The 13475-nt window shown below is 55.4% G+C and carries 15 protein-coding genes and 1 tRNA gene; 7 read left to right on the top strand and 9 right to left on the bottom strand.

Annotated elements, in window-relative coordinates; translation table 11 throughout:
• Positions 1-7: 7 nt before the first annotated feature.
• Entirely contained in the window at positions 8-1396 is a 1389-nt protein-coding gene (lpdA, locus tag OLX08_RS10030) for a dihydrolipoyl dehydrogenase (RefSeq protein WP_341245802.1), read from the top strand.
• A gap of 65 nt (positions 1397-1461) precedes the next feature.
• On the opposite strand, the gene OLX08_RS10025 is transcribed toward lpdA, so the two are convergent.
• On the bottom strand, positions 1462-2112 hold the full coding sequence (locus tag OLX08_RS10025; protein ID WP_048599229.1) for a GntR family transcriptional regulator: 651 nt from the start codon (positions 2110-2112) through the stop codon (positions 1462-1464).
• Between the two features lie 35 nt (positions 2113-2147).
• Positions 2148-2837, bottom strand: a complete 690-nt coding sequence (locus OLX08_RS10020; protein WP_391481195.1) for a M48 family metallopeptidase — start codon at positions 2835-2837, stop codon at positions 2148-2150.
• Positions 2838-2991: 154 nt separating this feature from the next.
• Here OLX08_RS10020 and OLX08_RS10015 point away from each other — a divergent pair, with 154 nt between their 5' ends.
• The 3 genes from OLX08_RS10015 to OLX08_RS10005 all read left to right on the top strand — a co-directional run bounded on the left by OLX08_RS10015 (position 2992) and on the right by OLX08_RS10005 (position 4020).
• A complete protein-coding gene (locus tag OLX08_RS10015) occupies positions 2992-3324 on the top strand; it encodes a TIGR02300 family protein (RefSeq protein ID WP_048599228.1) in 333 nt (110 codons plus the stop codon).
• Positions 3325-3391: 67 nt separating this feature from the next.
• A tRNA-Ala gene (locus tag OLX08_RS10010) sits at positions 3392-3467 on the top strand.
• A 211-nt stretch (positions 3468-3678) separates the two neighbouring features.
• On the top strand, positions 3679-4020 hold the full coding sequence (locus OLX08_RS10005) for a RidA family protein (protein ID WP_341245800.1): 342 nt from the start codon (positions 3679-3681) through the stop codon (positions 4018-4020).
• Positions 4021-4077: 57 nt separating this feature from the next.
• On the opposite strand, the gene OLX08_RS10000 is transcribed toward OLX08_RS10005, so the two are convergent.
• Together OLX08_RS10000 and OLX08_RS09995 are read right to left on the bottom strand one after the other, a co-directional pair.
• A complete protein-coding gene (locus OLX08_RS10000) occupies positions 4078-4941 on the bottom strand; it encodes a homocysteine S-methyltransferase family protein (RefSeq protein ID WP_391481193.1) in 864 nt (287 codons plus the stop codon).
• 99 nt (positions 4942-5040) lie between these two features.
• The gene (locus tag OLX08_RS09995) at positions 5041-6090 is read right to left on the bottom strand and encodes a fatty acid desaturase (RefSeq protein WP_391481192.1); all 1050 of its coding nucleotides are present in this window, start codon (positions 6088-6090) and stop codon (positions 5041-5043) included.
• Between the two features lie 180 nt (positions 6091-6270).
• Between OLX08_RS09995 and otnK the strand changes: the two genes are divergently transcribed.
• Both otnK and OLX08_RS09985 read left to right on the top strand, forming a co-directional pair.
• A complete protein-coding gene (otnK, locus tag OLX08_RS09990) occupies positions 6271-7509 on the top strand; it encodes a 3-oxo-tetronate kinase (RefSeq protein WP_391481190.1) in 1239 nt (412 codons plus the stop codon).
• Positions 7506-8153: an aldolase gene (locus OLX08_RS09985; RefSeq protein WP_391481189.1), complete on the top strand. Its 648-nt coding sequence runs from the start codon at positions 7506-7508 to the stop codon at positions 8151-8153. The genes otnK and OLX08_RS09985 overlap by 4 nt, the downstream gene beginning before the upstream one ends.
• On the opposite strand, the gene OLX08_RS09980 is transcribed toward OLX08_RS09985, so the two are convergent.
• The 3 genes from OLX08_RS09980 to OLX08_RS09970 are packed head-to-tail and all read right to left on the bottom strand — an operon-like array spanning position 8150 to position 10184.
• Entirely contained in the window at positions 8150-8956 is an 807-nt protein-coding gene (locus OLX08_RS09980; RefSeq protein WP_391481187.1) for a metal ABC transporter permease, read from the bottom strand. The genes OLX08_RS09985 and OLX08_RS09980 overlap by 4 nt on opposite strands.
• Positions 8953-9708, bottom strand: a complete 756-nt coding sequence (locus OLX08_RS09975; RefSeq protein WP_391481185.1) for an ATP-binding cassette domain-containing protein — start codon at positions 9706-9708, stop codon at positions 8953-8955. The genes OLX08_RS09980 and OLX08_RS09975 overlap by 4 nt, the downstream gene beginning before the upstream one ends.
• Positions 9705-10184: a transcriptional repressor gene (locus OLX08_RS09970; protein WP_391483235.1), complete on the bottom strand. Its 480-nt coding sequence runs from the start codon at positions 10182-10184 to the stop codon at positions 9705-9707. The genes OLX08_RS09975 and OLX08_RS09970 overlap by 4 nt, the downstream gene beginning before the upstream one ends.
• A 111-nt stretch (positions 10185-10295) precedes the next feature.
• Between OLX08_RS09970 and OLX08_RS09965 the strand changes: the two genes are divergently transcribed.
• Positions 10296-11381, top strand: a complete 1086-nt coding sequence (locus OLX08_RS09965; protein WP_391481183.1) for a zinc ABC transporter substrate-binding protein — start codon at positions 10296-10298, stop codon at positions 11379-11381.
• Between the two features lie 31 nt (positions 11382-11412).
• Here the strand turns inward: OLX08_RS09965 and OLX08_RS09960 are convergent, their stop codons facing one another.
• The gene (locus OLX08_RS09960; RefSeq protein ID WP_391481182.1) at positions 11413-12813 is read right to left on the bottom strand and encodes a TRAP transporter large permease; all 1401 of its coding nucleotides are present in this window, start codon (positions 12811-12813) and stop codon (positions 11413-11415) included.
• Positions 12800-13450, bottom strand: coding sequence for a TRAP transporter small permease subunit (locus OLX08_RS09955; RefSeq protein WP_391481180.1), 651 nt, complete (start codon positions 13448-13450; stop codon positions 12800-12802). Before OLX08_RS09955 ends, OLX08_RS09960 begins: the two co-directional genes overlap by 14 nt.
• Between the last annotated feature and the right edge of the window lie 25 nt (positions 13451-13475).

The raw sequence follows: 13475 nt of genomic DNA, 5'->3' as shown, positions 1-13475 counted from the left end.
GACCCCCATGGCCAACTATGACGTCATCGTAATCGGCAGCGGCCCCGGCGGCTATGTCTGTGCAATCCGCTGTGCCCAATTGGGCCTCAAAACTGCTGTTGTTGAAGGCCGCGATACGCTTGGCGGCACGTGCCTCAACGTTGGCTGCATCCCGTCAAAGGCCCTGCTGCACGCGTCACATATGCTGCACGAAGCAGAGCACAACTTTGCGGCTATGGGCCTTAAGGGCAAAGCACCTTCCGTTGATTGGAAGCAGATGCAGTCCTACAAAAGCGACACAATCGAAACCAACACCAAAGGCATCGAGTTCTTGTTCAAAAAGAACAAAATCGATTGGCTCAAAGGCTGGGGCAGCATTCCTGCAGCCGGTCAGGTAAAAGTTGGTGACGAGGTGCATAGCGCCAAAAATATCATCATCGCGTCAGGCTCCGTACCATCGGCCCTGCCCGGTATCGAAGTTGACCAAAAGATCGTTGTCGACAGCACTGGCGCGCTTGAACTGCCCAAAATCCCGAAAAAGCTTGTTGTGATTGGCGCAGGTGTCATCGGGCTTGAGCTGGGCTCTGTCTACGCCCGCCTTGGCGCAGAAGTTGAAGTTGTTGAGTTCCTTGACGTCATCACACCCGGCATGGACGCCGAGGTCCAGCGCACCTTCCAAAAACTGCTGACCAAGCAGGGCATCTCCTTCACACTGGGTGCTGCCGTTCAAGGTGTTGAGGTCAAAGGCAACAAGGCGAAAGTCACCTACAAATCCCGCAAAGACGACAGCGAAACAACGATCGACGCGGATACGGTACTTGTGGCAACGGGCCGTAAGCCGTTCACCGATGGTTTGGGGCTGGAAGCGCTCGGCGTTGAAATGAGTGACCGTGGCCAGATCAAAACGAACGCTAACTACGCCACCAATGTCGCAGGCATCTATGCAATTGGTGACGCCATCGAAGGCCCGATGCTTGCGCACAAAGCGGAAGATGAAGGCATGGCAGTCGCAGAAGGGCTTGCCGGTCAGCACCCGCACGTGAACTACAACGTCATCCCAGGTGTGATTTACACTCACCCTGAAGTGGCTTCAGTCGGCGAAACCGAAGAGAGCCTGAAGGAGCAAGGTCGCAGCTACAAAGCGGGCAAGTTCAGCTTCATGGGCAACGGTCGTGCAAAAGCAAACTTTGCAGCCGATGGCTTTGTGAAAATTCTGGCTGATGCACAAACAGATCGCATTTTGGGCGCGCACATCATTGGGCCAATGGCTGGTGATTTGTTGCACGAAATTTGCGTAGCCATGGAATTTGGTGCGGCTGCAGAAGACCTTGCACGTACCTGCCACGCACACCCCACCTACTCTGAAGCTGTGCGCGAAGCGGCACTAGCTTGTGGTGACGGCGCAATCCACGCCTAATCCTGCGGCATATATTAGTTTGGAAAAGCGGGCGTCTTCTGGGGCCCGCTTTTTTGTTCTTAGACCTATTGCTTGAGCATCCGCAAACCGCTTGTAACATCCGAGCGAAGCGCAATACGCAGGCCCGGGTCATCACCGGCTTTTAGGGCTGCCAGAATAAGCCTGTGATTGCGCGGGCTTTCTGTACGGCGCAACCGGCCATAAAGCTTGCGCATTGTCGGCCCTAATTGCAGCCAAACCGTTTCAGCCAATGCGAGCATCGCAGGGGCTTGGGCGCGCAGGTAAAGCGTGCGATGAAATTCAAGGTTGTGCTTGAGATACCCCACCGCATCCGAACGAGCGATCACCTGATCAATCTGTCCATTGATCGCCTCAAGCCGCTCAATAAGCGCCATATGCGCCCGCGGCAGTGCACGGCTGGCTAACTCTGGCTCCAACAGTGCACGAATGGCTGCAAGCTCCTCAATCCGCTCATTGCTTAACTCTGGCGTGGTGATCCGACCTGACGATGACAAAGACAACGCGCCTTCCGCTACCAAACGGCGCATTGCCTCACGCACGGGCGTCATCGACATCTCGTATTCCTTGCCAACCCCGCGCAGGGTCAACGCTTGGCCTGGCAACAACTCACCATGCATGATGCGCGTTCTCAGCGAGCGGTAGAGACGGTCATGGGCCGCAGTGGGGGAGGCATCTTGCCGGGTTTGTATCAACATGTGTTATTTGTGATCACAAAGTCAGCCTTCGTCAATCATCCAAATCGGTATCGGTGCAATGCGGACCCCTCGGTCCGCAACCATGCGCGTTCAGCCTTGTAGGGACCGAAGAGTTCTTCGCAAACCCGCCAGAAACGCTCGGAATGGTTCATCTGTGCAAGATGCGCCACTTCATGGGCTGCCACGTATGACAACACATTCGGCGGTGCCATAACCAAGCGCCAACTGAAATTCAAATTCCCAGTGGACGAGCATGATCCCCAACGTGATCTGGTATCGCGCAACGTGATGCGGCCAAACGGCTTACCTAAGGCGGTCGCAAATTGCTCAACTTCGCGGTGCAGGACCAGCCGCGCCTGCGCCTTGAGATACCCCTGCACACGCGCACCGGCCGTTTCGGCGCGTCCAGGCACCTGCAATTGGGTACCCTGAATACTAATCCTACGGCCCTGCCCCTGAACGATCTCAAATAGTTGACCGCCAAGCGGGACTTGCGCACCCATCCCAACAATTTGCTCAACCGGTTGGTCCGCCAATTGATGCCGCAACCAGCGTTCTTTTTCGCGCAGAAAGGCCAGTGCTTCACGCTCAGGCGCGCGTGTCGGCACTGTCAGGCTTACCTTACCATCCAATCGAGAGACCCGAAGTGACAGCCGCCGTGCCTGCGCAGAGCGCCGCAAATGGACCCGCACAACAGGATCACCTTCCAAAACAAGTGTCGTCATTGCCTGAATTCTGCCCATCCTAGCTACATTGCGACGGAATCACTTTGACAGAGCCGCCTGAGTGTGGCACCTGCCAGCGATACACATCGCAAGCGATGCCATTAGGGCGTGCCTGTGAGATAGTTTCAACCCTCGATTACCCAAGGGATCCGATATGCCTAAGGACGAATGGGGCGTCAAACGCCTTTGCCCAACCACCGGTAAACGCTTCTACGATCTTGGCCGTACGCCAATCGTGAGCCCATACACGGGTGAAGAAGTTACCGTTGATGTCAACAAGAACCGCACAATGGTCGCCGACAAAGCTGATCCAGCAGCCGCAAAAGCTGAAGATACAGAAGCAGACGGCGAAGAGCTCGTACTCGATGATGAGGATGATCTCGAAGTCGATCTGGGTGATGATGTGCTCGACGATGATGACGACGAAGATAACGTTTCTTTGGACGAAATCGCCGATGTTGCTGCCGAAGGCGACGACGACAATTAATTAGCGAATGTGGGGGGTGTTTTTCTCTTGAACTCCCCTCACCACGCGGCTACTTAGCCGCACCAAAGGGCCCTTAGCTCAGCTGGGAGAGCGCCTGCATGGCATGCAGGAGGTCAGCGGTTCGATCCCGCTAGGGTCCACCATTTCCTTTTTATGATACTGCGCGCGGCTTTTGAGCCGACCATAAACTAGTCTAGCTTCAGCCTAGTAACTAATGAGGTCGGCAATCAACGTGTTGACCAAACATGTCGTGGCAGGCCAACTTATACCCCGCCAGCTTCCCCTCTGTACCCCACTGACCAAAGCGCATTATATGCCCTGAACGATAGACACTGCTGCCATAGGAGCCCCACCATGATTGAACGCATTGAAACAGGCGAACGCTCGTCCAAAATCGTGAAGCACAACGGCGTGGCGTATCTAACCGGTCAGGTTGCCGAGGGTGACACAATCCAAGAGCAAGTACGCGCGTGCCTAGAGAAAATCGACGCGCTGTTGATCAAGGCGGGTTCATCGCGCAACGACATGCTGCGTGTCACGATCTGGCTGGCCGACATGAGTGATTTCGCAGGCCTCAACGAAGTATGGAACGCTTGGGTCCCCGCCGGCCATGCACCTACACGCGCGTGCGGGGAAGCCAAGCTTGCGCGTCCTGAGCTAAAGGTCGAGTTCATCGTTGACGCGGCCTACGCCTAGGGCCGCATTTCGACCATTAAATCCAGCCTTGGCGTAAATGTGCCAAGGTTCCCGCACTTATGCGAAATACTCCGCCAGTGCCTCGATATGCTTTGGCCCTACTTCACAACAACCGCCGATGATTGATGCGCCGGTTGCGGCCCAACCTTTTGCAAACGTCAAATACGCATCTGGCCCCAGATCCGTGCGCGCTTCCAACAAATCAACTGTTGCGTTGATCGAATTGAAGTCTGCATGAATTTTGGTGAACCCATTTGCGTAGGCTCCAACTTTGAAATCATGACCTACCAAACTGCTCAGACCGTCTGAAACCGCCTCGGGTGATGAGCAATTGATCAAGACCGCGTCGGGGCGATACTCTTTGAGAAGTGGCAACACATCTGCCAAAGGCTCTCCAGAGCGCAGCAAACGGCCGTCATCGTCACTGACTGAGAACGCGACCCAAACAGGCAGCCCAGTGACCTGTGCCCCCATCAACCCGCCGCGTGCCTGATCGACAGAGGACATCGTTTCCAGCAAATGAAAGTCCACATAATTTGCGTGCAATCTCGCAAGGTCCGCATAAACCTCGGCCGCCTGTTCCGCAGGTGGGCATTGGTCCGGTTGGTATGAAAACCCTTGCGGCCCCAACGACCCCGCAACCAGTCCCGATCCGTGCGCATCACGTGCAGCCACAGCCATTTCGCAGGCCGTTTTGGTCATAGGGGTCAATTGATCCCCCAACCCTTTGGACAACAACCGATCTGGCAGTATTGAATAGGTATTCGTCGTAGCAATTGACGCTCCGGCAGCAAAATACTCGTCATGCACCTCACGAACCGTCTGCGGCGCATCCAACAGCGCCTGCATCGACCACAGGTCTGTTGCCCGCCCGGCACGTTTGACAAGTTCCTGCCCCATGCCGCCATCAAGAATAATCATGTTTTCTTACTCCAGCGGCCATGAGCCGGTGATACAATTTGGATCGTGTCGACCGTAGGTAGCCTGCGCCGCGCGCCCTGCAAGTGTGAGAAAAATGGCTTAGCTTGGCACAGCGCTGGTTGCAGGTGTTCTAATTTGAGAAAATGCGACCAAACGTTTTCTTTCCTCATCCCACAGATGCAGCCGCGCTTGGGCAAAGCTCTCGCGTATGGTCAGCCGGTTCATAGTCCCAAGAGCAGGGCAGTCGACCAACACTTGCGGCAACCGGTAGAATGGAATGCGGCTGTAAAGATGGTGAATGTGATGAATCCCGATATTTGCGGTGAGCCATTGCAGCACAGGCGGCAGCACATAGTGCGAGCTTCCATGAAAAGCTGCGTCATGCAAATCCCAGTCGGGTGTTTCTTCCCAATACGTGTTCTCAAATTGATGCTGCACGTAAAACAACCAAACACCAATGGTCGCCGCCACCAATGTGGTTGGCATAAAGATCAACAAAATTGGCTGCAGACCCTTGAAGTAAACGATCGCGCCAAGCGCACAGAGAATAACAACATTTGTCAGCATGGCGCTTACCCAAAAGCGCGCTTGTGACATAAAGCCCAAAGGCAGACGGTTTTGGAGCAAAAACAAATAGCCAGGCCCCAAACCAAACATCACGATCGGATTTCGGTAGGCCCGATACTTTAACCGCCCACCCCACGACAAAGCGCGATATTCTGACACGGTCAGCGTTTGCACATCACCAATACCGCGCCGGCCCAAGTCACCAGCAGCGCCGTGATGAATTGCATGCGAGCGACGCCAGACATCGTAGGGTGTAAGGGTCAAAACACCCAAACCGCGTCCGACCCAATCACTGACCGCGCGGTTTTTGAAAAACGCACCGTGGCCACAATCATGCTGGATACAAAAAAGGCGCAAAAGGAACGCGGCATTGATGACCGAAAGGAAAAGCGCCAAGATCCAAGACACCGACAACGCCCACCACGCACAGGCCCACAGGACCACAAACGGGCAAAGCGTCACAGCAATTTCAAAGCTGCTGCGCCACGTATCCGGTTCGCGGTATTTGCCCAAGGTTTTAAGCCAATCTCTGGCGGGTCCCACCATTTGTGTCGGCAGGCTTTCGTCGGCGTTTTGGCTCATGCGGTCTACTCGATTGTTTCGTGCATACCTGATACTGCTATTTCCGTCAAACGCAATACAATCAGGCATATCGGAAGAGAGCCTGCCGCTCACAGCGAAGGGTGTTGGGACATACCCCTAGACAATCTGTCGGACCAGCCGCTATCCCTTACGTCAACGACATGAACAGGCGGATAGCGCATGAAACTCGGCTGTATTGGTGATGATTTTACTGGATCAAGTGACCTCGCAAACACGCTGGCCAAAGGCGGGATGCGCGTTACGCAATACACTGGGGTTCCATCTGGCCCTGCATCTGTTGATGTTGAGGCCGGTGTGGTTGCGCTTAAGTCACGATCCGTTCTCGTGGCCCAAGCTGTTGAGCAGTCTCTTGCGGCGCTTGATTGGTTGTTGGCCCAAGGTTGCACGCAGATATTTTTCAAATATTGCTCAACGTTTGACAGCACGCCCGACGGTAACATTGGTCCTGTCATGGATGCACTAGCCGCGCGGCTTAACGCCACACGCGTGATCGCCTGCCCTGCTTTTCCAACAACGGGCCGCTCAGTTTATCAGGGGCATCTGTTTGTCCAAGATCAGCTACTAAGTGATAGTGGCATGCGCCATCACCCTCTCACGCCAATGACTGACCCTGATCTGCGCCGTTGGTTGGGCTTGCAAACTCACCATTCGGTCGGGCATGTTGTAGCGCCAACAGTGTTCGCGGGCGCTGACGCGATTTCAGCCGAGCTTGACGCGCAGCACGCCCTTGGGAAAACCCACATCATTGTTGATGCAATCCGCGACGAAGATCTAATGGCCATCGGCAAAGCTGCCGCCGATCTGCCGCTAGTTACGGGTGGGTCTGGCGTGGCGCTTGGTCTACCTGCGAATTTTGGCTGCAGCCCAAGCCGCCCCAACTGGGCCGGTCAGGACGGCAAATGTGTGGCCCTGTCTGGATCATGCTCGGTCGCGACCCGCGAGCAAGTGGCACGCCACAAAGAAAAACACCCCAGCCTTGAGATTATTGCTGCCGATGTGATCGAGGGCCGCCAAACCGCCCAAGACATCACGTCATGGGCGCTGCAGGCTGATGGCATCCCGCTCGCGTACAGTTCGGCTGATCCTGAGGTCATTAAGTCGGTCCAAAGTGAATATGGCCTTGAGCAGTCATCGCAGGCCATTGAAACGCTCTTTTCTGATGTTGCGGCCATGCTGGTTGCGGGCGGTGTGACCCGCTTGTTAACCGCGGGCGGTGAGACATCAGGCGCGGTTGTAGAAGGCCTAAAGCTTGCCCAGCTTGAAATCGGCCCTGAAATTGACCCCGGTGTACCCGCATTGCGCACCAGCAAAGACCTGACGCTCGCGCTTAAGTCCGGCAATTTTGGTGCACCTGATTTCTTTGAAAAAGCGGCGGGCGTCTTGGGTGGCTCGGCATGAGTGACACCCACCTCAGAGAGCAAATCTGCATGCTCGCTAAATCGCTCTTTGATCGCGGTCTGACGCATGGCAGCACCGGCAATATTTCTGCGCGTACCGAAGACGGTGGCCTTTTGGTGTCTCCCACGGGTACAAGTTTTGGTCGCCTTGATCCCGCACGGCTTAGCCGTTTCGACGTGAACGGGCACCATGTTGGCGGTGACAGCCCCACCAAAGAAATGCCTTTGCATACTGCATTTTATGACACGCGCAGCACTGCAGGCGCCGTGGTGCATTTGCATTCATGCCATTCCGTCGCCCTTTCGATGATGCCTGACGCAGACACAGATAATTTCATCCCACCACTGACGCCCTACGGTATTATGAAACTGGGCCGCGTCAAACTTTTACCATTTTTCCTTCCCGGCGATCCCGCCATGGGCGAAGCGGTGCGCAGCTTAGCAGGCAAGCGAAGTGCAGTCATGCTGGCCAATCACGGCCCTGTGGTGGCTGGCAAAGACGTTGAAGCGGCCTGCAACGCGATCGAAGAATTGGAAGACGGCGCGCGGCTTGCGATGATGACGCGCGGCATGCACCCAAACGGCCTTACGACTGATCAAATTGCACAAGTCGTCACAAAGTTTGACATCAGCTGGGACGACTAAGTCCCCCGCACGCCCCATGCCAAACGGGTCATCGCCGACACGCTAAAGAAGACCGCAGCAAGGCTGACGATGGTTGGACCCGTTGGTGTATCAAAAGCGAACGCAGCCCCCAAACCACCAAGCGCGCTTGCCGCCCCAATTAAGGCCGCCAAAACGGCCATGGTTTCCGGACTACGGGCAAGTGCACGTGCGGTTGCCGCCGGAATGATGAGCAAGGCCGCAATCAACAGCGCGCCGACAACTTTGATTGCCACCGCTACAACTAATGCCAAGGCGACCGTCAAAACAAACTGCTCGCGGCGCGGATTGATACCCGCCGCAAACGCCAAATCTTCGCTCATGGTTGATGTCAGCAGCGCGGACCAGCGCCACCAGAGCAGTCCCAAGATGATAAGCACGCCACCCCAAATCACTCCAAGATCAGTTGGGCTGACAGCAAGAATATCACCGAAAAGATAGCTGTTCAGATCAATGCGATTACCTTGCAGGAACGACACCCCAACCAACCCGAACGCCAAAGTGCCGTGGGCCATCACGCCAAGAAGCGCATCCCCAGACAGCCCTCTGCCGCTCATCCCTGAAACAGCTGTGGCCATGAGAAGGCAAACCACCATGATCCCAGCAGAGACCGAAATACTCAACGCAAGTGCAAGCGCCACCCCAAGGATGGCTGCATGCGCTGTCGCGTCACCAATGTAGGCCATGCGGCGCCATACGACAAAACATCCAAGCGGCCCTGCCGCCAGCGCAACACCAATCCCAGCAAGTGCTGCGCGAACCAAAAAGTCATCTAGGTAGCTCATCCCTGGGCCTCGTGATGGTCGTGAACACAGTTTCCGGCCTCATCATGCGCGTGGTCATGATCGTGGCGATAAAGAGCCAGTGCACCTTGGGTGCCTGTGCCGAAAAGTGCGCGGTATTCTGGCGCTGAGGCCACGTGTTCTGGTGCGCCTTCGCAACACACATGGCCATTCAGGCAAATCACGCGGTCCGAGGCGGCCATGACAACATGCAACTCATGGCTGACCATCAACACAGCGCATCCGAGGGTTTGACGCACCTCTTCAATCTGGCGGTAGAATGACGCCGACCCCGTTTGATCAAGCCCCTGAGTTGCCTCATCAAGGACCAACACGTCAGGTGACGCCAAAAGCGCACGCGCCAACAAGACCCGTTGAAACTGACCGCCGGACAAACCCACCATCGGCCGTTGTGCCAAATCGCTCACACCCGCCTGAGCCAGTGCTTCACGCACTTTGGTGGCCCCAACCCGCGAAGGCAGGTTCAAGAATCGCGCAACGGTGATGGGCAGCGTGCTGTCGATCTGTAGTTTTTGCGGGATATAGCCGATGCGCAAGCCATCAGCGCGGGTAACTGTGCCAGACGTCGGCTGATGCGCCCCAATCAGTGTGCGCAGAAATGTCGACTTGCCAGAGCCGTTGGGTCCTACAATTGTGACGATTTCGCCCGCCTCAAGACGAAAGTTCACACGGTCCAGAACGCGTAATGCGCCGATGCGAACATCTACATCGCGGGCTTCAAGCAAAGTCTTCACGGTTGCGCTCCGTCACAGTTTGGGCAAACGCCTTCGGCCTCGACTACTGCGCGTTCAATGATAAATCCAGCATCTCTTGCAGATGCCGCAACGGTATCCTCGGACAAGTTCGCAATTCCTTCGGCGACGTTTTCGCAAACACGGCAAATCAAAAATGCCGGAACATGTTCGGACGACGGGTGCGAACAGGCGACAAACGCGTTTAATCGTTCGATCTTATGAGCAAAGCCATTGCCTACAAGAAAGTCGAGCGCGCGATACGCAACTGGTGGCTGCGCACTAAAACCTTCAGCTTTGAGAACGGCGAGAATATCATATGCGCCCATGGCTTGATGTTTTGCCAACAAGATTTCCAGCACACGTTGACGTACGGGCGTGAGTTGAAGGCCCCGCTCAGCGCATTGCTTTTGCACAGATGTCACGCTGTGCGCGATGCACGTTCCGTGATCATGGGATTTAAATCCGATTGGCTGCATCAGCGCACCTCCTGCAACACGCCGCAAAGTCCGACGCATTTTGGACTTGTTATGATATACTATAACATATATCAACCCGCGTGATATTATAACACTCCCAAGGTCCTTCTCATGTTTTCTTCCCGTTTCACAGCCCTGCTGACAACCACCACACTGGCAGCGCTTCCTGCTGCTGCACAAACGCCAAACGTGGTCACCGACATCGCCCCTGTCGCAAGCCTTGCCGCACATGTGATGGGTGATTTGGGCACACCGCGCAACTTGATCAAACCCGGCGCATCGCCACATGATTACGCCCTGCGCCCGTCCGATGCCCGCGCATTACGCGATGCGGATGTAGTGTTCTGGATCGGCGGTGCACTTACCCCGTGGCTAGAGGCACCCCTTGAGACACTCAGCAAAAACGCAGAGCATGTATCCCTTTTGAATGCGGAAGCGACAAAACTGATCGAGCCGCGTGATCTTGGGCACGAGCATCATGATCACGGCGCGGACAAACACGACGAACATGATGATCATGAGCACGAAAAAGAGCATGCCCATGACGAGCACGATCATGAGGAAGAACATGACGACCATGGCCATGATGAACATAAAGACCACGATCACGACGAGCATGAGCACGAAAAAGAACAAGACGACCATGGCCATGACGAGCACAATCACACAGATGCACAGGGCAATCTTGTTGACCCACACGCGTGGCTTGACCCAAGCAATGCCATTGCGTGGTTAGATGTAATTGCGGCGGCTCTGTCGAAGGTGGATCCCGAAAACCAAGCAACTTACGAGCAAAACGCGGCAACGACGGCGGCTGAAATAGTGCAAACCATGTCAGCAATTGACTTCAGAATGGCCCCGCACAAAGACGCACCTTACGCTGTTTTGCACGACGCATTTGCGTATTTTGAAACTCGGTTTGGCCTTGAACCCGCCGGAGCAATCACCCTGACCGATGCGCAAAGCCCAAGTCCCGCACATATTGCGAGCCTGCGTGCAACACTCACCGAAGCAAACGTCACATGCACCTTCGCGGAACCCGCAGCAGATACGCGTTTGCTTGGCGTGGCCACGGAAGGGCTTGAGGTACGCTTTGCTACAGCTGATCCGCTCGGCACACCTGAAATGGCCTATACGGACCTTATCGCCAACATCGCGGATGCAATGGCGAGCTGCTTTGAAGGCACTTCAAATTAGCGAAGGGCTCTAAGGCATTTGCCCCGTGACCCTATGCCAATGAAGGCAGCCACAGCACAATCCACGGGAAGGTGACCAGCAAGCCAATTGTGATGGCATCAGCGATGAAGAACGGGGTAACGCCCTTGAAAACATCTTGCACGCTGATGTCGTCACGCACTCCCGCAACCACAAAGCAGTTCAAACCAATGGGCGGCGTGATCAGGCAAAATTCGGCCATTTTCACCACCAAAATTCCGAACCAAATCGCGCACATCGGCCCAGACATGCCAAACGCACTGTCAGCTGCAGAAACCGCTTCGCCGCCGTTCAGGGCCATCACAGCTGGATAAACAACGGGCAGCGTCAACAAAAGCATCCCGATCGCATCCATGAACATGCCCAACACCGCATAGGCCAGCAAAATACAGATCAAAATCGCCATCGGCTCGTAAGGCAAACTGGTAATCCAGTCCGCAAACGCGCCGGGCAAATCCGCAAACCCAAGAAAGCGGACATAGATCAAAACGCCCCAAATAATGGTAAAGATCATCACGCTCAGCTTTGCCGTTTCCAACAGCGCCGCCTTCAACTCGGGCCAGCGCATCCCGCGATAAACGGCCATGAGGAACACAACAAACGCGCCAATTGCACCGCCTTCGGTTGGCGTCCCCCAAGCATCGCCGCCGAACGGGTTGTAGACGAACATAATGATGATCACGACGACGAAGATAATCGGCAAGGCCGGTGGCAATGACGCAAAACGCTGGCCCCACGTAAAGCCGCGTACTGGCGGGCCGAACCCTTTGATCGTTAGCGCCATACCGATGATCAAAATAGCATATACAATCGCGCTAAAGACGCCGGGGATAAAGCCTGCAAGTAACAACTTACCTACGTCCTGTTCAACAATAATCGCGTAAATCACCAAAATGGCGGAAGGCGGAATGAGGCTGGCCAACGTGCCACCCGCAGCCACCACACCAGCAGCAAAACGTTTGTCATAACCGATTTTGAGCATTTCTGGGATGGCGATCCGCGCAAAAACCGCCGCAGTCGCAACCGACGCACCAGATACGGCAGCAAAGCCAGCTGTGGCAAAGATGGTGGACACGGCTAGGCCACCGGGCACCCATGCGATCCACCGCTTGGCTGCCTCAAAAAGCGCCTTGGTAAGGCCTGCGTGATACGCCAAATAGCCAATCATGATGAATGTAGGAATGAGGCTAAGCGCCTGCGAGCTGACTTTTGAATGCGGCACTTGACCCGCAGTTTTGGCAGCAACCTGCAACGCCCACATGAATTGATCTGGCGCCATGCCTTTCTTGGCCCAGAATATCCAAACAAGCCCAACCATGCCCGCCATGGCAGCAGCAAACGCAACCCGCATGCCAAGCAGTACCACCACCAGCATTGCACCCGTGACCCAAAGGCCGATCTCAATCGATTCCATGTGCGGCCTCCTTACGGTCGTTCGCCTCAACGGCTTTTGCTTCAAGTGCGGCAGCCGTCGCCGCATCAATCGGAAGTGGCACCGCCACCGCGTGCCCTGTCACAACCGCGCGGCCATACCCCCACACCTGAAGCGCCAAACGCACTGACAGAACCGAAAAGGCAACCGGCGCCAAAAGTTTCGCAGGCCAAATAGGGAGCGCAATATCCATTGAGCTGTCGCGGCTCCACATCGGGGATCCGAAATCAAAACTGCGTTGGAAGTGCGCCCAAGTGCCCCAAACCAACAGGACCATCAGGATAAAAATCAGTAGCGTCGTGATTAACTCAACCGCATAAAGAAGCCGCCCCTTCAACGCGCCGACCAACATATCCATCCGGATGTGGCCGCCGTCGCGCTGTGTGTAGGCGACCCCCATGAACGCGATTAGCGGCATGGCTTGCTCAATATAATCAACGTAGCCCGGTACGGGCGCATTGAAGAAATTCCGTCCGCTGACCGAAACAACAGCCAGCACCATAAGGCCAAATACGGCCAGACCGCTGCACAAGGCCAAGACCCGCTCAACTTTCAAAAGCTGCTGATCAAGGCGGCTCAAAACGGAAGTGTCGGTTGTCACATTTGCTGCGCCAGCCATCGGTATCTCCCTCAGCGGATAAAAT

The organism is Nereida ignava, assembly GCF_047114695.1.
Taxonomy (GTDB): Bacteria; Pseudomonadota; Alphaproteobacteria; order Rhodobacterales; family Rhodobacteraceae; genus Nereida; species Nereida ignava.
This window is presented reverse-complemented; position numbering and strand designations above follow the sequence as displayed.